This is a genomic window from Roseovarius pacificus, from assembly GCF_900142665.1.
In the GTDB taxonomy this organism is placed as follows: domain Bacteria; phylum Pseudomonadota; class Alphaproteobacteria; order Rhodobacterales; family Rhodobacteraceae; genus Roseovarius; species Roseovarius pacificus.
The window spans coordinates 15,515-40,900 of record NZ_FRBR01000013.1 but is presented as its reverse complement, the minus strand read 5'-3'; the positions used below and the strand labels follow the sequence as shown (position 1 = coordinate 40,900).

The window sequence follows — 25,386 nt, the reverse complement described above, 5'->3', positions numbered from 1 at the left end:
TCCGGTGTGCCCACCTTGCATCGTGGCACAAATGTGGCATCTAAGCGGCAGAGATGTGACGAAAATGCACGCTAAACACGAAATTGCCATTGTTTTTATTGAATTTGCCCACATTTACAGCCCTTTATGGGACACGCATAGCGGTTATTTTCCGCTGTGATCTCATTACGGAGGCTATCGAAATGCTCGCATTTATTCTTGTCGCCATGGTCGCCGGGATAATAGCAAGCATTGCTGCCGTTATGCTTGGATCGTCAATCTGGGCTGCACTGGCCCTCTATATGGTAACTGGAATCGGGATTTTGCTTCTGGTTCTGGTTCGCGCGTTCATTTGCGATGCGATGCAGGAACGCAGCATGACACACAAGGCCCATCAGGGCTGACGCTGTTTCAAAGGCCGACTCCGGCCTCCCGAATTGGCGAAGGTGGCGAAGACTGATTCGCTTGAAACACGTGAAAATGCGTATCTGCGCGTGAGTCATGCTTGCCGTCTGTTCGGCGAAACCTTTCTGAGCGATGATAAAATCACGTTCTCCCGTCATGATTGTTTCCTCTTGGGAAACGATTGGCAAAATTTTTAACCATTAGCGCTAACAATACAAACGGAAGACCGTTGCCTCGAAAAACCTTGGGCACTGTGGCGGGAATGTGTTAAGAATAAGGCCATTGGTGATTAAGAGGAAATGAATATGAAACTTAAGCAACTTGCGGCAGGTGTTGCCGCTTCAACCATTATGTTGGCGGCTGGTGCCGCGAGTGCTGCTACACTCTCGTTTCAAGCAGGCGCAGGTACGCCCGTCGCCTGGGGTAGCGATCCGTATGATTCGACTTGTGAATCCGGTATTACGAGCTGCTACAATCCGAGTGGTCCCGCCGCTAACCTGACCGAGGATTTGCTGACATTTGACGCCGGAAACCCCGGACCGGGCCTGCTTTTGAACGACAGTGCTCGTCTCAAGGTGACCTTCCTCGGCAAAGAAGCCGGCGCGACCAACCTCGCGTTCTCTCTTGGGGGCAGCGTATCCAATGGCGATGCCATCGGCTCCACCTATGTAACCACGGTAGGCGCGGGCATCCTCGACTTCTCATTCTCGTCGAGCCTTGGCACCCTTGCATCGAACGATGGCACGTATAACGGAACCGCTGCGATGGGTTTCAGCCAGCTTTATGACAACGGCAAAACCGTCTATGCTTTCTTCGATGACAGCGGGGCAGCAAATGACCGCGATTATGACGACATGGTCGTTCGCATCTCGGTCGTGCCGCTTCCGGCGGGTGGTCTGCTTCTGCTGACGGCTCTTGGTGGGTTTGCCGCCGTGCGCCGCAAGAAGAAAGCGGCCTGAGCCAGAGGTTCAACACCGCATGAAATTGATTAAGGGGCCTTCGGGCCCCTTAATTTTTTGTCCGTGCTGATACGAGGCAAGAGACCCTGCCGACCACCGGCATGGTGAACATCGCCAACCTTGCCACGCGTTGCGCGACAAGGTTACTCAGGCATTACTCGGTCGAACCGGAGGCTTCGGGGGCTGGCAGGTTTTCCAGCAGTTCACGCGCATGTTTGATCTGGGGCAGGGGGGTGTCGCCGGATATCTCGATCGCGCGTTCCAGTATCCCGCGAGCCTCTTCGAACCGTTCAAGCTCAAGATAGGTGCGCGCCAGGTGGTATTGCACCAGCGGATCGCCGGGCAGGCCCTTGGCCGCCGGTTCGAGATGGCTCAAAGCTTCGTCCAGATCGCCACGGCGGAAGGCGATCCACCCGTAAGTGTCCTGCAACTGCGGAATGTCGCTCCCGCGCAGGCGCCGGGCGACGACATAGGCGCGCTCGAGGCTTTCCGCATCGTCCCGGTGCGAGGCGATCAGGCTGGCCAGATTGTTGGCCACGATGATGTTGTTGCTGTTTCGGCTGTAAATATCTTCGTAGATCGCGATCGCGCCTTCGAAATCGCGGCTGCGTTCCAGCATCTCGGCCTTGAACAGATGAACATTCAGCGCATCGGGGGCCAATTCGATCTGCTCATCCAGCAGCGCAAGCGCATCTTCGGTGCGGTTGTCGGCACGCAGGATGCTGAACAGGGCGCGAATGACCGCGTTGTTTCCGGGGTGATCCTTCAGAAGATCCCGATAGGTCGTCTCGGCCTGATCGCGCTCGCCCGAGACAACATGCAGGCCCGCGCGCAGGAATCGCAGGGCCGGATCGTCGGGAGTTTCGGCAAGCCGCTCTTCGATCTGCTGTTGGGCGGCTTCGGTGTTCCCGGCCCGCAACTGGGTCTGAACCAGTGCGGCAAGCGCGCCGATATCGTCCGAACTGTTGGAGAGGTTTTCAAGGAAAGTCACGGATTCATCCAGCCGATCCTGCATCAGCAGCATCTCCGCCTCGAGCGAATTGGCAACGGCAATCGCTTCGTCGGTGTCTTCCTTGCGCAGTTTCCAGATGGCGCGCTGCACCTCGTTCCAGTCACGATTGCGCAGGTGAAGACCGGCGGCCATCTTGATCAGATCGACATTCCGGGGCGCTTCGTTCAGCGCCTCGGACAGGACGGCTCCGGCAGCTTCCGGGCGGTCTTCGGCGATCAGGAAGGCTGCATAGCGCATCGATTCCTCCGGTGCGCGATTGGACAGTTCGACAGCCAGGGCATAGCGTTCCCCAGCCAGAGCCCGGTCGCCCGCACGTTCATGCGCGCGGGCCATCAATGTCATGATCTCGGGGTCTTCCGGGGCTTGCGACAACGCCGTGCGCAGGTCGATGATTGCCTCGCCCGGTTCGTCATCGTCGATGCGCAAACCTGCGCGGGCCTTCAAGGCCTGAACATGAGATGCGTCGTTATCCAGAATTTCCTCGATCCGCGCCCGCGCCCCGACATGATTGCCGGTAGAGGCCAGCATCCGCACCAGCAGGAACTTGGCGTCGTTCGACTCGGCGGTGGGTGTTTCCACCCCATCGACACGCTGTTCAAGCGCGGCAATCGCCCGATCCCTGTCGCCGGCATCGAAATCCATCGATGCCAGAACGGCGATGAACACGGTGGGATCGTCTTGTGTTTCGATCAGGCGTTGCACTTCTTCGCGGGCGGCGTCGTCGCCCTTGGTGCGGCGCAGGAACTGAATGACAGCCATGTGCGCGCCCGTGTCGGCATCCGGACGTTCGGCCAGTTCGCGCAGGAAGTTTTCAGCGCCTTCCATATCGCCTTGCTGAATATACCATGTGATCAGCAACCGGCGGGCTTCTTCGTCATCGGGGAAGGTTTCGACCATCGTCCGGAGCGTATCACCGACCAGATCCATCTTGCCCGCCTGAACCTGCGTCTGAAGCTTGATCTGGTGCAGGTTGTAATCTTCGGGATGCTGCGCAAGCCCTTCGTCAATGACCGGAAGCGCCTCTTCCAGACGGCCGTTGGTGGCCAGATAGTCGATGACGATACTGCGGGCGATGAAATTGTCCGGCGCGGATTCCATTTCCGTGCGTGCGATTTCAGCCTGTTCCTCGCGCGCGGCATTGTCTTCTTGCCGCGAAGCTTCGGCATAGGCCAGGGCGGTTTCGATCACCCGCACGCGCGGATCGTCCGGCGCCATTTCGACGGCGGCCTTGCCATGGCGCTTTGCCTCGTCCCAGTTGCGCGTCTGGATGGCCATTTCCGCCAGCAGGATGCGCGCTTCGGTCGTATCGGGATATTGTTCCACCAGGCGCAGAAGCTGACCGTAGGCTTCGGATTTATCCCCCGCTTCCAGACGCGCCATGGCATATTCCATGCGCGCCTCTTTGTGGCGCGGATTCAGTTTGAACACATTGCGGAATTCGACATAGGCCCGCTGCACATCGCCTTCGGCCAACAGCTCCATGGCGGTTTCGAAATGGCGCTGCGCGCGCTCTTCCGAGCTTTCGCATCCGGCAAGCGCGAGGCTGGCACTCAACATCAGGGCGGTCAGAGTAGCGGAAGGTCGGCGCATAGGATTTCCCGTAGTCTAAAAATCAAAAGAGAACTGTTTCAGGTCTTTCAGTGTAGCGTGGCATTTTCGAGACGAAAAATAAACTAAGGCCGCTTGGGGCATGCACCTCAAACGACCTTAGCTTTAACACACAGTGAGTGGTATCAGCATCCCGTTCCACGCAGGACAACACCGACTGTTTGCGTCAACACCTTCAGATCGGTGCCAAGGCTCATGTCATTGTAGTAGCGGACATCGAACGAGGCACGGGCAGCAAACGATGTCTGATTGCGATCCGAAATCTGCCAGTATCCGGTGACACCGGGGCGCATATCGAAATAGGCGACCCCGGGGTACATCTGACGTTGTTCGGGCATCATCGGGCGCGGGCCGACCAGGCTCATGTCGCCGGTCAGGACGTTCAACAATTGCGGCAACTCATCCAGAGAGCTTTTGCGCAGCACCCGTCCAAGCCGGGTGATACGCGGATCATGTGCCAGCTTCTGCTTGCTGTTCCATTCGGCACGAGCCTCGACATTGGTTTCCAGATGGTTCTGAAGCCGCGCCTCCGCATCATGGACCATGCTGCGCAATTTCCACATGCGGAATTCGCGGCCGTTCCGGCCAACGCGTTTCTGTGAATAGAACGGATTATGACCGTCCAATGCCACAAGAAATGCCAGCAACAGAATCATCGGAACAACGATAGGCATGGCCGCGATGACAAGCACCAAATCCAGAACACGTTTGAAAATGCGGCTATACGGGCTGAAGGAGCGGTGGGTTCGCCGACCTGAAATCACGATACGCGGCTGAACCGGAATGGCGTTGAAATTCTTACTAATATCTTTGTCTTGTATCGTCATAATAATAACCAATCCCTTAATACCCCTGGCTAAAAAACGTAAAAAAAACAATCGTCAAGATACACGCTGGCTTTACAAAACGAGCCAGGGGAAGGTTTCATTTTACTGCTCGGGATTAACAGTTTTTTATATCGGCTTTAGGCCACTTTTTGAATTAGCCTGAAGTTAACATTCTGAAATCACTTAATCAAAGGCTAATGTATAAAATACATGCCTAAGCAGATCAAATATCCATCGGAACAACCACAGGTAATGCGGTCATTCTCAACCTGAAACAAAATTCATCTTATTCAGCGATTGTGTTCCAAATAAGGCGCGCAATTTGGACGCTTCCGCGCGGGTCGGAGGGGCAGGGGCGCGAATCATCTCTTTCCGCGGTGCCGCGACATGAAATCACCTTAGTGCCGTCGCCATATCGCCAAAGGTCTTACTTACCGATCAGGATCGGGCATAGCCTGAGTGATGTGCGATGAAACCGGGCCAACGGCGCGGACGTGCGGAAACGATAATGAGGACGCCATGTATCGGGATGACATCTTTGCCCAAGGCCACAAGCCGCCCGGCACGGCGCCCTCTTCCACGCAGATGCAGGCCAGGGGACGTATTCTTGTCTTCGGAAAGAACGGGGACCGGGCCGACCGCACCAGGCAAACCGCGTTCTCCGATGTCACCCCGGTTTTCCAGAGTGTCCGCTCGTCCCGGAATGCCCTGAATGAAAATGTGGCAAGTTCACCCCCGCCAACCGTCAAGGCCTTGGCAGCCAAGGGCAAATCGGCAAACAATATCCTTAAAGCAGTGGATGAGGCACGTGATTCAAGTTACATCAACCCTATGAGCGGCGCGCTTGACATATACACGCAGCATTTCGGCCTGCATCACCGCCCGTTCACATTGGTGCCGGACCCCGATTTCCTGTTCTGGTCGCCGGCACATAGCCGGGCGTTCACCATGCTGGAATACGGCACGCTGACCGGATCGCCGATCACCCTGATCACCGGCGAGGTCGGGGCGGGCAAAACCACGTTGTTGCACGAATTCCTCAAAGGGGTCGGCGACGACGTCAAGATTGGCCTGGTGTCGAACGCCCACGGATCGCGCGGCGAACTTCTGCGTTGGGTGCTGATGGCGCTGGACCAGCCCGCCGACCGGGACGCCACCTATGTGGATCTGTTCGACTCGTTCCAGAAATACCTGATTTCCGAATACGCCCGGGGCAACCGGGTGATCCTGATCTTCGACGAGGCCCAGAACCTGAGCATCGAGTCGCTTGAAGAATTGCGGATGTTCACCAATATCAACTCCAACAAGGACGAGTTGCTCCAGCTGGTGCTTGTCGGGCAGCCGGAACTGCGCGAGATAATCCATCGCCCTGAACTGCGGCAGTTTGCGCAACGGATCGCGGCCAGCTTTCATCTGGGTGCAATGGATGAACGGACGGTGACAGCCTATATCGCGCACCGGCTGCGCGTGGCCGGGGCCAACAGAAACCTTTTTGCCGAGGCCGCCTGCCACCTCATATATGAACAAACCGGAGGCGTACCGCGTCTGGTGAATCAGCTTTGTGATCTTTCAATGGTTTATGCTTTTACGAAAAACCAGAAAACGGTAACCTTGGCGACCGTTGAAGAAGTTCTTGAGGATGGCGCATTTTTCGCTGCGGGCACATTTCCGCAGGAGACCGCCGATTAGTAAAGAGACAGCTTGATGCTTCCTGATATCAAATTTCTGATTTCGTTGTTTCTGAGACGAATTCACTATTTTCTTCTGATCGCCCTGACGGTGGCCGCCGTGGGCGCAACCATCGCCTTTACCCTGCCGCCCAGTTATTCGGCGCGGGCGACCCTGCTGGTGGAATCGCCGCAGATTCCGGGCGATCTGGCATCATCAACGGTGCGGGCCGGAACCGATGAAGTTCTTGAAATCATTACACAACGGGTCAGAACACGGGCCAATCTGCTGGATATCGCGCGTGAGTTCGATGTTTACAAGGACCGCCCGAACATCAGTGCCGATGACATCGTAGCCGATATGCGCAACCGCATCGGCATTTCGCTGCCACGGCGCAGGGACGCGGCCTCGTTCGTGTATGTATCGTTCCAATCGGACACGGGGCGCCTGTCGGCGCAGGTGGCCAACGAGCTGGTCACCCGCATTCTCGAAGAAAACCGCCGGTTACGTACCGCCGTCACGGGCCAGACACTGGAGTTCTTCAAACAGGAGGTCACGCGCCTGGATCAGGAAATCGCCGAGCAAGGCGCGAAGATCCTGCAATTCAAGAAACAAAATCAGGGGGCGTTGCCCGACAGTCTGGATTTTCGCCGTTCGCGGCAGGCCTCGGTTCAGGAGCGCGTGTTGCAGATGGAACGCGAACTGGCCAGTTTGCGCGATCGCCGCGCTCGTTTGACCGAACTTTATGAACGCACAGGCGAGGTTACGCTTAGCGAAGAAGAGCTGAGCCCCGAAATGCAGCGGTTGCAGGAACTGCGGAACCAACTGGCCTCGGCGCTGGTGCTGTATTCCGAACAAAACCCGCGCATCAAGGCCCTGCGGGCGCAGGTGAACGCCGCCGAACAGATCGTTCTGCGCCAACACGAACAACAAGGCGAAGGGACCGAAGGGCTTTCGGCCTTTGAAATCCAACTGGCCGATCTCGATTCCCAGATGGAGTATATCATTCAGGAAAAAGCGCAGCTGGAAAAGGAACTGGCCGCGCTGGAAGCTTCCATCGACGCCACACCCCAGAACGCCATCGCGCTTGGGACGCTGGAACGCGATTACGAAAACCTGCGTGTGCAGTACACTCAGGCCACCAGCGATCTGGCCGCGGCGCGCACCGGCGACCAGATCGAGGCGCAGTCGCGCGGCCAGCGCATCACCGTTGTCGAACAGGCAACCGTCCCGCGGGCTCCCACCAGCCCGCCGCGCAAAAAGATCGCCGCGGCCGGTGTCGCCGGAGGGATCGGCCTGGGCGCGGGTTTCATTTTTCTTCTGGAGTTGCTGAACCGTTCGATCCGCCGACCTGTGGACCTGAGCAACCGGCTGGGCATCACGCCCTTTGTATCGATTCCTTATATCAGGACACGCCGCCAGGTCCGGACACGGCGCATTATTATTATTCTGGCATTGATGATCGTTTCGGTGGGCATCCCGTTAGGGCTCTATCTGCTGCATGTCATGTATTTGCCAATGGATCTGCTTATCGAGAAGGTACTCGAGAAGGCCGGTCTGTCCGACATCGTCGAACAAATCAAAAACACATTTTAGGCAGGGTCGTAAATCGTATGGAACGAATTCAGGCAGCGTTGAAGAAAGCCCGCGAAACACGATCCGGGCAACAACAGCACGAAAACAAACCGGTCCCGGTTTCTCCCGTCGAAAACCGCGATACACGCGAGGACCGCGAAAGCGAAGCGCTTGTTCTCAGTTCGGACATGGCGCTGGCCGACCGGGAAGAGGCGTGGAAATCCATCCCGGCCTTCACCCCCTCGGAAAAGGTATTGGACCGCAACAGGCTGATCGCTCATCGGGCCAGCGCCGCCAGCGTGCCCTATGACGTGATGCGCACGAAGCTTCTGCACAAGATGCGCAAGAACAAATGGACGCGCGTGGCGATCACCTCGCCTTCGGCGCGGGCCGGCAAAACCATGACCTGCCTGAACCTGGCGTTCAGCCTGTCGCGGCAAAGCGACGTGTTTTCGATGCTCCTTGAACTGGATATGCGGCGGCCCGCGATGGCGCGCAGCATCGGGTTGAAAGACGACTGCCAGTTCTCACGCGCCCTGAGCGGCGATGCGTCTCCGGAAAAGCATATGCGGCGCTATGGGCGAAACCTGATCCTGGGGGCGAACCAGACCCCGGCGCGCAACCCGGCCGAATTGCTGCAAGGCGCGCGGGCAGCCCACGTAATTGACGAACTCGAAGCGCAGTACCGGCCCGATATCATCATTCTCGACACCCCGCCGATGTTCGCCGGCGACGACACGATGGCATTTCTCGATCAGGTCGATTGCGCCTTGCTGATCGCCGAGGCGGAAAAAACGACCATCGAAGAAGTCGATAAATGTGAGCAGGAACTCGCCTCGCGAACGAATGTCCTCGGTGTCATCCTGAACAAGTGCCGCTATCTGGACCGGCATGAGGAGTATGGGAAGGAATACGGGTACTGAGGCCAATGGTGGGTTAAAGCCTGCCGCTTTCTATTTAACATAACTATCATTATGCGCCTACCTGCCGTTTAGGGGGGCACATTCTAAACTGGGTTGCGACAAATCCCCCTTCCCTCTTCCTGTCGCCCTGAGTATTCCTGCGCGTTCAACGAAGCAGAGGACGCCGGATTTGACACAAACTGCCGATCGTATCGCCCGCAGCATCGCCGCAGATATCAACGCCCGCCCCGATCAGGTGACCGCCGCCGTGGGCCTGTTGGATGGTGGCGCGACGGTGCCTTTTGTCGCCCGGTACCGCAAAGAAGCAACGGGTGGTCTGGACGATACGCAACTGCGCACGCTGGCGGATCGGCTGACCTATCTGCGCGACCTCGAAGCCCGGCGCGAGGTGATCCTTGGATCGATCAAAGAACAGGGCAAGCTCACCGATGCGCTGGCCCGCGCCATTGCCGGCGCCGAAACCAAGGCCGCGCTCGAAGACATCTACCTGCCGTTCAAGCCCAAGCGACGCACCAAGGCGATGATCGCCCGCGAGAATGGGCTGGAACCCTTGCTGCGTGCCATCCTCGATAACCGCAATGCCCTGCCCGAAAAGCTGGCTGCCGGTTACATCACCGAGGCCGTGCCATCGACCAAGGAGGCCCTGGACGGCGCGCGCGACATCCTGACCGAAGAACTGAGCGAACACGCCGATCTTCTGGGCCGCCTGCGCGAGTTCATGCACGCCGAAGCGATCATCTCGGCCCGTGTCCAGCCGGGCAAGGAAGACGAGGGCGTCAAGTTCTCGGATTATTTCGATCATCGCGAGAAATGGGCCACCATCCCTTCGCACCGCGCGCTGGCGATCCTGCGCGCGGCCAAGGAACAGGTCGTCACCGTCGATATCGCCCCCGATCCCGACACCGGCGCGCCCCGTGCGGTGACCATGGTCGAGGCGGCCATCGGCATTACCGGGTCCGAACCGGGGGATATATGGCTGCGCGAGGTGGCGGGTTGGACATGGCGCGTCAAGCTGAGCCTGACGATGTATGTCGATCTGATGGGCGAGTTGCGCAAACGTGCCCATGACGAGGCGATTGCCGTTTTTGGGCGCAATCTCAAGGATTTGCTTCTGGCCGCCCCCGCCGGGCCGCGCGCCACGCTGGGGCTTGATCCGGGCATTCGCACCGGCGTCAAGGCGGCGGTCGTGGATGCCACCGGCAAGCTGCTTGCGACGGCGACGCTTTATCCCTTCCAGCCCAAGAACGATCTGCGGGTCGCACAGGCTGCCGTGCTTGAACTGGTCCGCCAACATGGGATCGAACTGATCGCCATCGGTAACGGCACCGCCAGCCGCGAGACCGAGCGGATGGTCGCCGATGCGCTGAAACAACTGCCGCAGGGCACACCGCGCCCGTCCAGCGTGATCGTGTCCGAGGCAGGTGCATCCGTCTATTCCGCCTCCGAACTGGCCGCCGAGGAGTTTCCCGATCTCGACGTGTCATTGCGCGGTGCGGTGTCCATCGCGCGGCGACTGCAGGACCCGCTGGCCGAGTTGGTGAAGATCACGCCGCAATCCATCGGTGTCGGCCAGTATCAGCATGACGTGGACCAGCGGCGGCTGGCGCAAACGCTTGATGCGGTCGTCGAAGATGCGGTGAACGCCGTGGGCGTCGATCTGAACATGGCGTCGGCACCTCTGCTGGCGCGTGTGGCCGGGCTTGGCCCGTCGCTGGCGCAGGCCATCGTCGCGCATCGCGATGCAGAGGGCGTATTCCCGTCCCGCAAGGCGCTGCTCAAGGTATCCGGGCTGGGGCCGAAAGCCTTTGAGCAATGCGCCGGATTCCTGCGCATCCGCGACAGTTCCGAGCCGCTCGATGCCACCTCGGTCCACCCCGAGGCTTATGATGTCGCGCGCCGCGTCGTGCAAGCCTGCGGGCGGGACATCCGCGCCATCATGGGCGCGCCCGAGGCCCTGAAGGGGCTGCGCGCCGAGGATTTCGTGGATGACAGGTTCGGCCTGCCCACCGTGCGCGATATCCTTGCCGAGCTGGAAAAACCGGGCCGCGATCCGCGCCCGGATTTCGTGACCGCCCGCCTTGCCGACGGGATCGACGACATCAAGGACCTGCGCCCCGGCATGTCGCTGGAAGGCACGGTCACCAATGTCGCCGCTTTCGGGGCCTTCGTGGATATCGGCGTGCATCAGGACGGGCTGGTGCATGTCAGCCAACTGGCCGACCGTTTCGTCAAGGACCCGCATGAGGTGGTCAGGACCGGCGATGTGGTCAAGGTGCGCGTGACCGAGGTGGACGTGGCACGCAAACGCATCGGCCTGAGCATGCGCAAGGACAACGCGGGATCGAAGCCCCCGGCGGACAAGAAACCACCGCGCAATGCAAATCCGGGCCGTGGCCCCAAGGGGCAGAACCGGCAAAAGAGCCAGCAGGGCTCAACCGGACAAAGTGCCCTGGGGGCTGCGCTGATGGACGCGATGCGAAAGCAAAAATAGGCGCGGGCATCGCCCCCTGCCCCTTACACAGTTTTGTGGTCGCAGTCATATACGCACAACTGTCCGACGTCGTCCTGCCGAAGACATCGGCCCAGCCAGCATGTCCACTGGGCTATCGTGAATGGCTTCTCCCGATCTGTTTGCCCACGACAACCTGCCTGCGCCAGGAGCAAAGCAATACTGCGCCCCAGACAGCATTGCCCTCCATCATCTGGATCGTAAAAACGACCCCATCGCCTGACAACGCGATACCAGGCCTCGCTTTCTTCCCGACAGCCATTTTCGCGCCTTGACCATTGGGCCGTACCTGATCATGCACAGGACAGTTTCGAAAAGATTTGTCTTGATGATCGGTCGCGTCTGGGCCGTGTAGTGCGACCCCAGTTTCGTTCGGTGCGTACGGATATCCCCGTACACCGAATAGGCAAACTTCAGATCCGCCTGATAGTCCCGAAAGACGTGCGGGTGCTTCGCGATAATAGGATGAATAGCCAGTGTGTAGGCAATAGGCCCTGTCAGCCGCAAAACACCCAGCCGACCGGCACCATCGCGCAAAGGGCGGTAAACTTTAATATTGTGCAAAACCGTTTTGATGACCTCTGCCAGATAGGGGTGCCCCGCTTCGCAGGCCATGAACCACTGCACATACTCACCACCGCGGATACCCTTCAGTTCCGGATGTGATTTGTATTGTTCCACCGCTTCCGACTTACTGAACCACTGACTCAGCACGTACCGGTCGTTCGGACCGAACACCGTGTCGAGCGGCGCGCGGGCAGTAGACTTGATGTCCAGATACAGCCCGCCTTCCTCATAACAGACCAGATAACGAAACAGGTCGGCGCGCGCCGCCGCATAAACAGGATCAATGCTGCGATAGACTTCCAGCATATGTTCGTCACAGCGTTCCGCAATGAACGCTTCCGCCGCCGCCGCATCGTAAAAGCGATATTCCCAATCCGGATTCTGTTGCCGCATCAAGCGGATCGCGTTCTTCGCTTCAGTGGGTACAGCATCCCACCCGACGGCAAAAAACTGATGGATTATTTTGGGAACAGCCATGAAACGGGTATCCGGATATCCGTTAAAGCGTATCCGGCGAAATAACCTCATACCCCATCCGGGATACGAGGTCACCGTCAAGCTGCGAATTGATCATGTCAACCAGTTTAGGGCTCAGTTTCTTGCGCCAACGTTCGTGCATGTAATAATCTACGTAATGTTGTCGGTTGACCTCGGCATCGCCTTTGGCCCCCCTCGTAATCGAAACGAAATCTGGACGCTGCCTGATATCCAGTCCCTGCGCCATATGTCGCAACGCCCCTTCTTCATCCTGCAAAAAGTTCTCATAGTTCACAATACAGGCATGTGCGGCGGCATCTTTCAGGACGAAATATCCCGCTATTTTCCTGTTCCAGACTTCAACCGGACCGATTTGATCGGTTCCGATGTTTTCCATGGCAGGCATCACCGGCACCTTGCGGTTCAGAAATGCCTCAAATGTCTTGTCCTGCGCGCCGATATGATACGGTCGGCGGAACATAGACAGGAGCCACGCATAGGGGTTTTTGACAATCATCGCAAATCGCACGCTCGCCAAACGATCCGGACCAAGACGTTCAGGCGAGGGACAGGCATGTTTCCAGCCCAGATGCGCATCGAAAGCATTTGCAAGATATCTGTCGCGCCACGCATGACGATACCGCATGCCAAGGTCCTTCGAGATCAGTTTCAGGGCCTTTGCAACATAGGCCTGGGGGTGTCGGTCAGGTGCCCGGCCCGACAGCACCTGAGCATACAGGTTTTTACTGGCCAGATCCTGGAGGTAATTCGTCCCCGAATTCCGCTCACCATAAATCTTCAGCACACAATCCCCGGTCATGATTTCAACCCCAGCTTTTCCATGACCTTGTAATATTTCATCTTCAGCGTCTTGGACCGCCGTGTATTCGAATGAGGCCAGGCAATTCCCGGATCGGGCTCATTCAGGAACCGGCAAAGGTTTTGCCAGTTCACCTCTCCCCGATTCAGATCCAGCGAGATAAAATCATCGGGACGGTCTGCAAAATAGGCCTTCACCTCGGCGTTGTGGCGATCATACCGGGCCAGCCATTCCTTTTCGTATCCCAAGGGGTACGGGCATCCATAGATCAGATTGTGAATCGCATTGGGATAATGGGCGAAATCCTTGACAGCGCTGTCGATCCACGCGTCGCGATTCCGGGTAATCAGGATGAAACGCGATTCCGGGAAGGCTGCATCGAGTTCGCGGTAAAGCACCGGCCACGGCGTATCCTGCGCCGTATCGTGATCAGCGGCAAGAGCAAGCGCTCGCTCCGTAACTTCGCCCCAGGTGACATTGCTGTCGCTCCCCATATCCCGAAACGGATAGTAGCCACAAACTGAATACCCCAGTCTTTCAAGCGCCAGTCCCAATGACGACGTGCCGGTCTTCTGAAACCCGAGGCAAAAGACTTTTCTGGGTTTCATCGGTCCCAAAAATCCCATCCTTTAAAATTGGAACAATACAACTCAAAACGGTGCCTGTCACAGCCCGAGACAAGAACACACCGTTCACTCATCCGGTTCAATCGTCATCCGGAGGTACCGGCCCTGTTTCGTATCTTCGGGCAGGTAGCTGACAGTGCGGCCGTCGTGCAACCGGTCCGGCGCTGACAGGCTCAGTGTTTCCTCCGCCGTCTGGCGCGTGATTTCGGCAATCGCGCCCGTCGCGTCATAGCCGATCCTGTCCACCCAGGGGGCGGTCCAATAGAGCAGCGGATCGTAATAGGTCTCGCGCCCCTCGGCATCGTAATCGACCGAGATCAGGCGCTTGCCCGGCCCGTTGGGGATGGGCTCATACTGTCGGGTCTGGTGCCCCGGAAACCCGATGGAAATGATCGCAGGCGCGCTGTAATGCGCGCCGTTCCAGGCAAAAACACCGATATCGACGCGGTTGGTCATGCGCTGTTTCGCCCCCAAGGGTCGATACGCGTCATGCCAGTCGATCGTGATCTCGGCGCTCGTTTCGCCCTGCCCTTTTGGCCGGATACGAACCAGATCGGGGTCGCCCTGTAGCAGCACCCAATGGAACCGCAGCCGATGACCGTTCGGGTCTTCGGTCTCCTCCGCCGAAACGACCATGCGCCGGGAATACTCGGGCCCGCGCCAGAGTCGGGCAATGGCCGATGGCGTTGTAAACAGATCTTCCGACACCCCTGCCAGCCCGGCATGGGCCTGAAAATCCTCCTCCTCAACCGACAGTTTCACCACCGGCGGGATTTCATCGGGTTTCAGGGCTGCCGCCAGCGAAACCATCCGCTCGGGTGCAAGATTCTTCTTGTCGAAAACCACCGGGTTCGCACGGCCCGTCATGTAATCCTCACGCGAATACACCCCCACCTGCGAGCGCCGCAGGATCATCTGCAAGGTCGGGGCGATCAGCTTTTCGTCGCGCAACCTGTCGCGCGTCTCGGGCGGCAAGGCGGCCAGCGTCATCAGCAAGGCCCGCAGGAACGGCTTGTCTGACCGCGACGATCCTTGCGAAATCACCATATAGGGCCAATTCGCCGGGAAGCGGTCGACCTTGTCGTGATCCTTATGCTCTGGATAAATATAGAGGTGATTGCTGGCATAGGTCAGAAACGCACGCAAACTGCCGCTGGACGATGACATGGCCAGCCGCGGCTGGCTGCGATTGATCTTGCCGCGGGTGATCGCGGTCGAGGAATTGCCGATCACGATGGCAGGCAGCAGGATCTTTCCGGCCAGCCCGTAATCGGCCTGATGCTCCAGCAATTGCGGACCGTATTGAAGCGTCGCGAGTCGCGGAAAGGTGCCCGCGGGCAACAGGGAATGGCCCCTGTCGCGATTGTCATAAATGACCCCCTCGAAGCCCGATGCCTTGCCGGCGTTTTCCAGCCGCCGCAGCAACGTTGCCTCAGGCGAGGAATCATTGGGGTCGATCAATGGCAGCGCAGGCGACATGACGGGCAGTTCGAACCCGTCCGCCGCATATCCCGCCCTCCCGAGCGAGGTCAGTTCATCCATCGTCACCACACCGGGATCGGCCCGTGCAGCCACAGGGGCCACGGCCAATACCGCCAGCAGAACAATCCGGAGCCGTATCATCACACGCGCTATCATGGGCCAAGTCTGTCCGATCTTACCGCGACATGCCAAGCGTTTTCATGACAGGCCTACCAGCGTTTCCCGATGATGCGCGCGGGCACACCCGCGGCAATCGCGCCTTCGGGTATGTCCTGCGTCACCACGGCATTCGCCCCTATGACGGCATGATCGCCAATGGTCACCGGCCCCAGCACCTTGGCCCCTGCCCCGATATCCACCCCCCCGCCGATCACGGGCGCACCGGGGCCGTTGCCCGAGGTGCCAAGAGTAACCTGCTGAAAAAGAATGCAGTTGGGACCGACTTTTGCCTTTGGGTGAACCACGACGCCATTGGGATGCGGCAGCATCAGGCCCCCGCCCAGATCGCCGTTCAGTGGCAATTCGGCCTGAGTGATAATTGTCCAAAAGCGGAATGTCTGACTATAAACCTTGCACATCAGCCACGCGAGCCAACCACCACGCGCCCGCGCGGCCTGATATCTTCGAATACTGCGCAACAACCTGCGCGATGGGTCCCACAACTTACGGGGCTGTTCGCGACTTTGGTCTGGCGTGGTAGCGGAAACCGCTGGTTGCTCTGGTTGAATTTTGTTCATTAATTAGGAACCTGAAGTGCATTTCATGCTTAAATAGCTTTCCACAGTATTTGAACCGGTCCAAGCTGGTAGTGAACTTTGCTACAATCTCGGTTAAATTACATACATATGAAATCAGTATTTATACGCTTAATCTCCATCAAATTACGGAAATCGGCCATGGTCTTTTCCAACGCGCATTGCTCTGCCACGGGCATGCCCTATCAAAGCCACAAGAGGCGACTATCCGGTTTTGCGGATATGGACGCTTGATATGATTGATGTTTTCAAAAAAGTAATGGCTTTGTTCACCCCTGCGGAACAAAGAAAATTCCTTCTTCTGACCCTCATGATGATTCTCGTGGCATTTGCCGAGGTCTTCGGGCTTTCGACCTTTCTGATCCTGTTGCGTGTCTTGTCCGAACCCCAAAGACTATTTGAAAATCAGTACCTCGGCTGGGCTTACGAAACCTTTGGCTTCAGCGGCACTTTCAACTTCCAGGTCGCCCTGTCCGTGGCCGTTCTGCTGGTTATGATCCTGAGCCTCGCGATCAAAGCAGCCGGCACCTATATGGTGACCCGCTTTGCTACAATGCGTGGCTATTCCATCTCAAGCCGTCTGTTGCAGGCATATCTGCACCAACCCTACGAATGGTTTCTGGAACGCAATGGCGCCGATATCGCCAAAAGCGTTCTGGTCGAAGTACAGAATGTAGTCACCAAAATCGTCGGCCCCGGCGGGCGACTACTGGCAAACACCATTCTCACGCTGACGATCATCGGCTTCCTGATCGTTATCGACCCTGTCGTCGCAGTGGTGGTCGCATTGGTTCTCAGCGGGGGGTATGGCCTCGTTTACATCAGCCTTCGCAAGAAACTGCTTCTTGTCGGCAAGCACCAGCTTCAGGCCAATCAGGAGCGTTTTCGCCTGACCCACGAGGCGACAGGCGGCTTCAAGGAGGTCAAACTGATGTCGCTGGAACAAAGCTATGTTGAACGGTTCCGTCCACCCGCCCGTGCACTGGCCCAAAACGCAGCTTTGGCACAAGTCATGAGCCAGATACCCCGGTTCGCACTGGAGGGCCTGACCTTTGCAACACTGATCGGAATCGTTCTGGTTATGCTGCTGCGCAATGAAGGCAACCTTGCCGCCGTCATACCGACACTCGGGGTATTCGGAGCCTCCGCCATGCGACTGCTCCCGGCGATGCAACAGATTTATGGCGCACTTGCCTCGATCCGCAGCGCCAAGCCCATTCTGGACCATATCCACACCGACTATATGGACGCGGTCACTCATATCACGGATCGTCCCGGCATGACTGACCCGGACGATATGTTGCGGCTGAACGAACGATTGGTTCTCAAGGAGCTCAGTTTCTCCTACGTTTCTGGCGGACGGCCCGCTGTACAGGACTTGAATCTGGAAATCCCAGCCCTCAGCACGATCGGCATCGTCGGCGGCACGGGTGCGGGAAAAACCACGGTGGTGGATATCATCCTGGGGCTTCTCACGCCGGATTCGGGCCAGATTTTAGTCGATGGCGAACCGTTGACAGCTGACAACTTGCATCTGTGGCGCCGCTCCATCGGCTACGTCCCGCAAAGCATCTACCTGACGGATTCGACCGTTGCGCAGAACATCGCCTTTGGCGTCCCCCCCGAGGCCATCGACATGGGTGCCGTGGAACGCGCCGCGCGCACCGCCGCGCTGCATGATTTCGTCATGAGCGAGATGCCCAACCAATACGACACCATCGTCGGAGAACGAGGCGTGCGCCTTTCGGGCGGCCAACGCCAGCGGATCGGCATCGCGCGCGCGCTCTATCACGATCCGTCCCTGCTGATCCTGGACGAGGCGACTTCAGCCCTCGACAACCTGACCGAACGCGCCGTGATGGATGCCGTCCAACGCATCCGCAATACCAAAACCGTCATCATGATCGCCCACCGCCTGACTACGATCCGCAACTGCGATCAGATTTTCCTGATGGAACACGGCAATGTTCAGGCCTCCGGCACCTATGACCAACTGGTCGACCGCAGCGAAACTTTCCGCAAAATGGCCGTCGGATAAGAGCCCCGGCGGCGATGCCACCACCGTTTTGACCGGGGCTTCGGTCCGGCATTTTTGGGAGACCTTTCATGCATCTGTATTACTGGAAGTCCCGGAGAGGCAATTTCGGTGACGACCTGAACGCCGATCTGTGGCCGCGGGTTTTCGGAGAAGGTTTTTTCGACGATGACCCTACTGAGCGTTTTCTTGGCATCGGGTCGATATTGACGGACGGTCATATACCGGAAGACCTGCAACGCCTTGTCGTATTCGGATCGGGAATGCGCAATGGCCGTGGACTGGCCCGTTTGCCGAAGGACACTCATATTGCCTTTGTTCGTGGCCCCAACAGTGCACGCGCCCTTGAAAAGATGGGATATAATGCGGAGTATATTTCCGATCCGGCCATTTTGATGCCCCGCCATTTCAACGACCCGACAAAGCAACACTCCGACAGGATCGGCTTTGTACCTTATTTCAAAACATCTTCTCCGGCATTCTCCGCGATGCTTGACGATCTGGGGCTTGTGGAAATCCCCACGACTTTGCCAGTCGAGACATTTTTGTCGGAATTGCGGACATGCAGCCATGTGATCTGCGAGGCCATGCATGGCGCGATCGTAGCCGATGCCTATCGCATCCCGTGGACAGGCTGCCGTATTCTGAATGTCCTTGAAGAAGGGCGCACCAGCCGGTTCAAATGGTCCGACTGGATGCAAAGCCTTGCCATAGACGCCCGGATACATGAAACTCTGCCGATATTACCAATGTTGCTGAACAGGGCGAACCGATGGCGTTTGCAGCCCATCGTCGAGCGCCGAACCCGTCAGTGTTTTGAACGCATCCTGGCCCGGCCCGACTGGCATCTCAGCACCGATGCCAACCTGACGCGCGCTCAGGATCGGATTCAGGAGAAAGCCTATCAACTGAAAACATACCATGCGTAAACGGGCAGCGACACAACCCCCTGACGATCTTCCTGCCCCGGCCTCTGAGCCCGAGGCGTTCGTTCTGGTCGTTCCCGACACGGCCCTAGGCCCTACACGCGGGGCCGGACAACGATCCGCGATCCTGTATGCGGCGCTGAAAAGTATGGGGCCGACACGTATTGTGATTGTGGGAAAGTCCGAACCCACCCGTATCACAGAAACCTTTCCCGATCATGATGGCATATGGCAGACAGGCACCCGAAGCGAGGTGGCCAGCAAACGCCCGATGACGGAAAAATTGCTTGGTGCGTTGGGACGATACATTTTCGTTTCCCGGAATTACCGGTATGATCCGGTAACACATAACATGATCCGCGACCGTCTGGTCGAGCAGCCCGCAGCCGTCGTTTTCCGGTATTTCAGGCCATTCAGCCTGTCAGGCATCACCAACACCACCCCTGGCGCACGACTGGTCATGGTAGATGTGGACGACCGCGACGATCAGCGACTTGGCTCCAGCGTCAATCAGGCGATCCGGATACCGTTTATGCAACGGCTCCTGGATGTTCTGGTTCTGAAACGAATCCGATCGCTGATGCGCAGTCGGCTAACCGGCGCGACACATGCCTGGTTCGCCTCGGAAGAAGACGCCAGGGATTTCGAAATCGTTCCTTCATCCGTTCTCAGGAACGTATCCTTTGTCACGGTGGAAAATGGAACACTCCCCCCGCCCTCTTCCGCGCGTGACGTTCTTTTCGTTGGCATTGCCGGACACAGACCCAATGTCGAGGGGGTGCGTTGGTTCCTGCGCGAATGCTGGCCTGAGATCAGACGCCGCCACCCCAACGCGCGCTTTCGTCTGGTGGGCATGGGAAACTGGTCGAAGAAAACACGTTTCTTCCATGAGTCAGACGGGTTCGATGTCATTGGATATGCACCAGACCTTGCAGCGGAATATGCCCGTGCGCGACTTGTGATCGCCCCGGTACTGGAAGGCGGCGGATCGAAGATCAAGGTCATCGAGGCATGCGCGTTCGGCAGGCCTGTCGCGGTAATGCGTCATTCCTCTCGTGGATATGGCCCGGAAATCGAACATCATCTCGCAATCGCCGGAAACGCAGCTGAATTCATCGACTCATGCGACCGGTTCCTTTCCGATCCGGCAGATGCCGATAAGACAGGCGCGACCCTGCGGAAACTGCAACAGTCTCATTTCTCACCGCAGGTGGCGCATATCCGGATTCTTAACGATATCAGGCAGCATCTTACCCGCCCCCAAGACAAGGATTTGTGATGAACTTGCCTGTAAAACAGCCCCAAACTTCCAGACACAGGTCACTCGTAATGCCGTTCCCGCCCGCCGCTGATATGGATCACGGTTCCTTGCCGGGAGGTCAGTTCGGATAGCCTCTCGTCTGGCAGGCCCGTCAACAGGCCGCGCATGACGATCAGCGCCACCTTATGCGACACGATCACGGCGGGGCCGGTCAGGTCGGCCAGAAACGCAGCGATCCGCGCCTGAACCGCCGGGAGCCCCTCGTTGCCCGGTGCGTTGAAATACAGGTCGAGATCCGTTTTGCAGCGCGCCACGATCTCGGGATCGCGGGCGGCGCGTTCGGCAGGGGTCAGCCCTTCCCAGGCACCGCATCCGATTTCGATCAGGCGGTCGTCGATGGTGCAGTCCCGCCCCTCGAGCGCAAGCGCGGCGGTTTCACGGGTTCTGGTGAGGGGGCTGCAAAACAGTCCGATATCGTCCAGCCCGATCTCCAGCCGTTTGAGAATACCGGCCTGTGCTTGTGCCTGCTCGCGGCCCAGATCGGTCAGGTCGGAATTCATCTGACCCTGAATGCGGCTCGCCTTGTTCCAGACGGTTTCGCCATGCCGCAAAAGGTAGACATCGGGACTGGGGTTCATTTTGACTGCCTGTATTAGTTTCAGAGAATAACCGCGCTCGAGGTATTGGCGACCAGATGTACCTGTGCCCCCGGATCGAACCAGTCCCGCCCGGCGCTGTGGCTTTGATCGACGACAATCTCGGTGCCCGCGACCTTGACCAGATACCGGATCTGACTACCCAGAAATTCGCGGTGCAGCACCTCGCCTTTCAGGGCATCCGGTTCCGGGGCCTGTGTCATCGAGATGTTCTGCGGACGCAAGACCACGTTGCTGCCGTCCAGATTGCCCGAGGCCGGGATCGTGAGCACCTCGCCGGTTTTCGTGTGAAACCGCGCGGCCTCGCCGTCGATCTCGACCCGGCCCTCAAAAATATTGGCGGTGCCCAGAAAGTTCGCGACGAACAGATTGGCGGGCCGGTCGTACAGTTCCTGCGGAGTGCCGACCTGCTGAATCACACCACCATCCAGAACCGCCATCCTGTCGGATGTGGTGTTCGCCTCTTCCTGATCGTGGGTCACGAAAATGGTCGTCAGGCCCAGCTTGCGTTGAAGGTGCAGAAGTTCGCGGCGCATCTGCACCCGCAGCGACGCATCGAGATTGGACAGCGGTTCGTCCAGCAACAGAACCTCGGGCTCGACGACGACCGTGCGCGCCAGGGCGATGCGCTGTTGCTGCCCGCCCGATAGCTGGTTGGGCATGCGATCAGCCAGATGCGCCAGACCCACCAGATCCAGCGCCGCATCCACGCGCCCCCTGATCTGGCTTGCGGGCACCCGGCGTTCCCTGAGGCCGAACCCGACATTGTCGCGCACGCTCATATGCGGCCAGAGGGCGTAAGACTGAAACACCATGCCGACATTGCGTTTCCACGGGTCAAGCCCCACGACATCGCGATCCCCGATCAGGATACGCCCCTGCGGCGTCGGGCCGAACCCGGCAATTGCGCGCAGCAATGTGGATTTGCCCGACCCGGACGGGCCGAGAAAGGCGAAAAACTCTCCGGGGCGAATATCGAGGTTCACGCCGCGCAAGACCTGTGTCTCGCCGAATGACAGGTGCAGGTCTTCGATCTTGATGCCGGTCTGGTCCATTCTTCCGTCTCCGCCTTTTCAGTGCATATCGGCCGAAGCCTTGGCCTTTTTGTCGCGTTCGATAATGATCTGGGAGGCCAGCGTGCCAGCCGCCACCAGCAGCACCGCCACCACGCCAAGCGCGGCCCCTGCCCCGCGTCCCGATGGGGTCTGCATGAACAGGTAGATGCCATAGGCCAGCGGCGCATCCTGATTGGAACTGACCAGCATGATGGTGGCCGACAGTTCGACAGCCGCAGTGGCGAAACTGGTCACGAACCCCGCCAGCAGACCGCCTTTCATCAGTGGCACGACGATCTTGTAGATGGTGCGCTTTTTCGTGGCGCCCAGGCTTTCGGCGGCTTCTTCCAGCGCAAGGCTGATCTGTTGCAGTGCCGCCATGCAGGCGCGCAGGGCATAGGGCAAGCGGCGGATCATCAGCGCAAGGGCGATGACCACCCACCAGCTGGCCAGCGGTTCGCCCACGAAAGGCACATCGACGCTGTGGAAGGTCCGCAGATACCCGATCCCCAGCACCACGCCGGGCACGGCCAGTGCCGCCGTCGCCAGGTAATCCAGCCCCTTGCGGCCAAAGATATTGGTACGCAGCACGATATAGGCAATCGCCGTTCCAAGGATCACGTCTGCTGTGGCGGCGATCCCGGCATAGAGCAGGGTATTCAGAATGAAGGTCTTGGAGCCTTCCCACATCGTCACGTAGTTTTGCAGCGTGTAGCCGTCAGGCAACGGCGCGAAAGACCATATCGTGCCGAAGGACAAGAGCGTCAGGCCGATATGCGGCGTCAGGACCAGCAGCAGGATGAAGATCACGACGCCATAGGCCAGCATCTTTTCCGCCGGTTTCAGGTTGCGCTTGGCCATGCCGCCGCCGCCCTTCTGGACCGTGGCGTAATCCTTGCCGCGCATGAAAAGGAAGGACGCCCACAGTGACAGAACCGAAAAGACCACCAGAATGACAGAAATCACGTATCCCATCGGATCGCTGATCCCGATGGACGAAATCCGCAGATAGGCCTGAGGCGCCAGCATGTTGTTGACGTTCAGAAGCAGGGGCGTTCCCAGATCGTCGAAGACCTTGATGAAAACCAGCGCCGCCCCGGCGATATAGCCCGGCATCGCCAGCGGAAAGACGATCCGCCGGAACAGTCGTATGCCGTGCGAACCGAGGTTCTGCGCGGCCTCTTCCATCGAGCGGTCGATATTGCGCAGCGATGCCGACAGGTTGATCAGGATGAACGGGAAATAATGGATCGACTGCACGAGGATCACGCCGTTCAGGCCCTCCATGAACGGAATGTCGAACCCGAGGTAATCGCGCAGAAGCAGGTTCACCGTGCCGTTGCGCCCAAAGATCAGCTGCATCGCGACCGCGCCGACAAAGGGCGGCATGATCAGCGGAATGAACCCCAGGCTCTGGATCAGGACGGAGCCGGCAAAATGAAACCGGGTCGTGATATAGGCCAGCGGCAGGGCAATCGTGGTGGCCACCACCACCGACATGACCGACACATAGAACGAATTCCAGAAACTTTCACGGAACAGGGACGTGCGGAAAAAATCCAGAAAGTTCTGCAAGGTCGCCGCGCCGGTTGCCGGATCCTGAAAGGCGACGATCATCACCTGTGCGACCGGCACCAGGAGCAGCCCGATCAGCAGCAGCGCGATGAACAGCGCCACCATATGCAGACCCGACAGGTTCGGCACCAGCCATTTGGGCAAACGATCGGCAATTCCGGCAGTCGCGCCGGGTGTAGACCTGTTCATGCTTGGCATTTTTTCCACCTTCCCCGAAACCCCTCGCCGCGCTGAACGGCGAGGGTGAGGCCGGCCCGAACCGGGCCGGCAGAGCGCTTACATGGCTGCCGCCTGGTCAGCCAGTTCGCGGGCGCGGCGGTAGTTTTCGACCACCATCGCATCCCATTCCTGTTCGACCTCGGCCTGACGTCCCTCGACCGTGTCGGTCGCCTTGCGGCGCTTCTTGGTGAAGATCGCGGCAAAATCGGGATCGAGGCTGGTGGCTTCGTCAATCGGGTTGGCCTCGATCAGGGCACGGGCTTCGGCGATCAGCGCCTTGGCCTCGGCATTGTCGCCCTCCGCGTGTTTCATCTCGGCCTGCTGAATCGCGTTCACGGCGCTGCGCAGGTCATCGAGGCGATAGGTGATCATCACGTCGAACATCGAGTTGACCAGATTGTAGCGCGCGCCGGATTTCTCGACGTCGAATTTCACGCTGGCGCCGATGGTCGAATCCTCGAACGGGTTGGGGAACCCTTCGGGCGCGTTGGCATAGGTCGCCGGGTTGATCGGCAGCCGCATGATCGCAGGGTCCAGAAGCACGGATTGCCCTTCGGGGGTCAGCAGGAACTCGACAAAGGCGACTGCCCCTTGCTGATTGGGCGCGTTCTTCACCACGGCGATATTGGCCGGAACCAGGGCGGTGATCGTCGGATAGGCGAAATCGACAGGGAAGCCCGACGCCTTTGACGAGAACCCGAAGAAATCAATCACGATCCCCAGACCGAAACTGCCGGTGTTCACCCCGTCGGGCACCCCGAAGCTGCGTTCGGTCACTGTCGAGAAATTCCCGGCGATCCATTTCCATTTGGCCCAACCGTCATCCCATCCATCGCCCTGCAAGACGGTTTCGACGGTCAGGTGCGTCGTGCCAGACCGCGATGGCGCGGACATGCCGACATGGCCGTGATATTTGGGATCGGCCAGCTGTTCCCACTCGCGGGCGGGCTCCAGATCGTGCGCCTTGAGATAACGTTCGTTCCACATGATGCCGTATCCCGCACCGGCGAAGCCGAAGTAATACCCATCGGGATCGTTCAGCGGATAGGCCCCGATCATGTCGGGGATACCTTCGGATGCGATCTGTGCCTGATCCAGCAACCCGTCGCTTTTCAGAACTTCGAACGCATCCGGCGCCGACGCCCAGAAGATATCGGCGGTGTTGTCGCCCGCGATTTCCTGAATGTACTTCACCCCGGCCGAGGTTTTCTTGTTCAGAACCTCAAGGTCGTATTCGGGATGCGCCGCCTCGAAGGCGGCCTCGATCGGGCCTGTCATCGAGTCGGGGAACGATGTGATGACCGTGATCGACCCTTCGGCCATAGCCGAGCCACCCGCCAGCGCCGTCGCGGCCAGTGACGAGAAGAACAAATGCTTCAATTTCATGGAACCCTCCCAGATATCCTTGCGCTCCTCCAGCGCCCGGAAACTGTGTTGGCAAGCGGGCAAGCGATCAAATTTCTTGCG

General features: G+C 58.5%; 20 protein-coding genes. 9 read left to right on the top strand and 11 right to left on the bottom strand.

What is annotated here, in order from left to right; translation table 11 throughout:
- Positions 1–182 precede the first annotated feature (182 nt).
- Both BUB53_RS17465 and BUB53_RS17460 read left to right on the top strand, forming a co-directional pair.
- Entirely contained in the window at positions 183–383 is a 201-nt protein-coding gene (locus tag BUB53_RS17465; RefSeq protein ID WP_143163261.1) for a hypothetical protein, read from the top strand.
- A 306-nt stretch (positions 384–689) separates the two neighbouring features.
- Positions 690–1,343, top strand: coding sequence for a VPLPA-CTERM sorting domain-containing protein (locus BUB53_RS17460; protein WP_159437862.1), 654 nt, complete (start codon positions 690–692; stop codon positions 1,341–1,343).
- 154 nt (positions 1,344–1,497) lie between these two features.
- Here BUB53_RS17460 and BUB53_RS17455 read toward each other — a convergent pair whose 3' ends face one another.
- Together BUB53_RS17455 and BUB53_RS17450 are read right to left on the bottom strand one after the other, a co-directional pair.
- A complete protein-coding gene (locus BUB53_RS17455) occupies positions 1,498–3,945 on the bottom strand; it encodes a tetratricopeptide repeat protein (RefSeq protein WP_073036451.1) in 2,448 nt (815 codons plus the stop codon).
- 143 nt (positions 3,946–4,088) lie between these two features.
- Positions 4,089–4,841: a sugar transferase gene (locus tag BUB53_RS17450; protein WP_229709586.1), complete on the bottom strand. Its 753-nt coding sequence runs from the start codon at positions 4,839–4,841 to the stop codon at positions 4,089–4,091.
- A 468-nt stretch (positions 4,842–5,309) separates the two neighbouring features.
- Between BUB53_RS17450 and BUB53_RS17445 the strand changes: the two genes are divergently transcribed.
- From BUB53_RS17445 to BUB53_RS17430, 4 genes are all read left to right on the top strand, one after another.
- Positions 5,310–6,479: an ExeA family protein gene (locus BUB53_RS17445; RefSeq protein WP_229709587.1), complete on the top strand. Its 1,170-nt coding sequence runs from the start codon at positions 5,310–5,312 to the stop codon at positions 6,477–6,479.
- Between the two features lie 15 nt (positions 6,480–6,494).
- Entirely contained in the window at positions 6,495–8,054 is a 1,560-nt protein-coding gene (locus BUB53_RS17440; RefSeq protein ID WP_073036447.1) for a GumC family protein, read from the top strand.
- Positions 8,055–8,071: 17 nt separating this feature from the next.
- The gene (locus tag BUB53_RS17435) at positions 8,072–8,956 is read left to right on the top strand and encodes a CpsD/CapB family tyrosine-protein kinase (protein WP_084729273.1); all 885 of its coding nucleotides are present in this window, start codon (positions 8,072–8,074) and stop codon (positions 8,954–8,956) included.
- Between the two features lie 169 nt (positions 8,957–9,125).
- A complete protein-coding gene (locus BUB53_RS17430) occupies positions 9,126–11,447 on the top strand; it encodes a Tex family protein (protein ID WP_073036445.1) in 2,322 nt (773 codons plus the stop codon).
- Between the two features lie 207 nt (positions 11,448–11,654).
- Here BUB53_RS17430 and BUB53_RS17425 read toward each other — a convergent pair whose 3' ends face one another.
- The 5 genes from BUB53_RS17425 to BUB53_RS23445 all read right to left on the bottom strand — a co-directional run bounded on the left by BUB53_RS17425 (position 11,655) and on the right by BUB53_RS23445 (position 16,015).
- Positions 11,655–12,509 carry a glycosyltransferase family 32 protein gene (locus tag BUB53_RS17425; RefSeq protein ID WP_073036443.1) on the bottom strand — a complete coding sequence of 285 codons (855 nt, stop codon included), beginning with the start codon at positions 12,507–12,509 and terminating at the stop codon, positions 11,655–11,657.
- A 22-nt stretch (positions 12,510–12,531) separates the two neighbouring features.
- Positions 12,532–13,314, bottom strand: coding sequence for a hypothetical protein (locus tag BUB53_RS17420; RefSeq protein WP_159437861.1), 783 nt, complete (start codon positions 13,312–13,314; stop codon positions 12,532–12,534).
- Between the two features lie 11 nt (positions 13,315–13,325).
- A complete protein-coding gene (locus BUB53_RS17415; RefSeq protein ID WP_143163260.1) occupies positions 13,326–13,937 on the bottom strand; it encodes a sulfotransferase family protein in 612 nt (203 codons plus the stop codon).
- Positions 13,938–14,021: 84 nt separating this feature from the next.
- Positions 14,022–15,578, bottom strand: coding sequence for a hypothetical protein (locus BUB53_RS17410; RefSeq protein ID WP_143163259.1), 1,557 nt, complete (start codon positions 15,576–15,578; stop codon positions 14,022–14,024).
- A 68-nt stretch (positions 15,579–15,646) separates the two neighbouring features.
- Positions 15,647–16,015 carry a serine O-acetyltransferase gene (locus BUB53_RS23445; RefSeq protein ID WP_308424334.1) on the bottom strand — a complete coding sequence of 123 codons (369 nt, stop codon included), beginning with the start codon at positions 16,013–16,015 and terminating at the stop codon, positions 15,647–15,649.
- A gap of 412 nt (positions 16,016–16,427) precedes the next feature.
- On the opposite strand from BUB53_RS23445, the gene BUB53_RS17400 reads away from it, so the two are divergent.
- The 3 genes from BUB53_RS17400 (at position 16,428) to BUB53_RS17390 (ending at position 20,432) form a co-directional block, all read left to right on the top strand.
- The gene (locus tag BUB53_RS17400; protein WP_084729267.1) at positions 16,428–18,230 is read left to right on the top strand and encodes an ABC transporter ATP-binding protein; all 1,803 of its coding nucleotides are present in this window, start codon (positions 16,428–16,430) and stop codon (positions 18,228–18,230) included.
- 68 nt (positions 18,231–18,298) lie between these two features.
- A complete protein-coding gene (locus BUB53_RS17395; protein ID WP_073036434.1) occupies positions 18,299–19,156 on the top strand; it encodes a polysaccharide pyruvyl transferase family protein in 858 nt (285 codons plus the stop codon).
- Positions 19,149–20,432, top strand: a complete 1,284-nt coding sequence (locus tag BUB53_RS17390; RefSeq protein WP_084729265.1) for a glycosyltransferase family 4 protein — start codon at positions 19,149–19,151, stop codon at positions 20,430–20,432. Before BUB53_RS17395 ends, BUB53_RS17390 begins: the two co-directional genes overlap by 8 nt.
- A gap of 41 nt (positions 20,433–20,473) precedes the next feature.
- Here BUB53_RS17390 and BUB53_RS17385 read toward each other — a convergent pair whose 3' ends face one another.
- From BUB53_RS17385 to BUB53_RS17370, 4 genes are all read right to left on the bottom strand, one after another.
- Positions 20,474–21,052 (bottom strand): histidine phosphatase family protein, encoded by a 579-nt coding sequence (locus BUB53_RS17385; RefSeq protein WP_073036430.1) that lies wholly within the window; start codon positions 21,050–21,052, stop codon positions 20,474–20,476.
- A 20-nt stretch (positions 21,053–21,072) separates the two neighbouring features.
- Positions 21,073–22,125 (bottom strand): ABC transporter ATP-binding protein, encoded by a 1,053-nt coding sequence (locus BUB53_RS17380; protein ID WP_073036428.1) that lies wholly within the window; start codon positions 22,123–22,125, stop codon positions 21,073–21,075.
- A gap of 18 nt (positions 22,126–22,143) precedes the next feature.
- Complete coding sequence (locus BUB53_RS17375) at positions 22,144–23,889, bottom strand: ABC transporter permease (RefSeq protein WP_143163258.1); 1,746 nt, start codon at positions 23,887–23,889, stop codon at positions 22,144–22,146.
- A gap of 87 nt (positions 23,890–23,976) precedes the next feature.
- Positions 23,977–25,305: an ABC transporter substrate-binding protein gene (locus BUB53_RS17370; RefSeq protein ID WP_073036425.1), complete on the bottom strand. Its 1,329-nt coding sequence runs from the start codon at positions 25,303–25,305 to the stop codon at positions 23,977–23,979.
- Between the last annotated feature and the right edge of the window lie 81 nt (positions 25,306–25,386).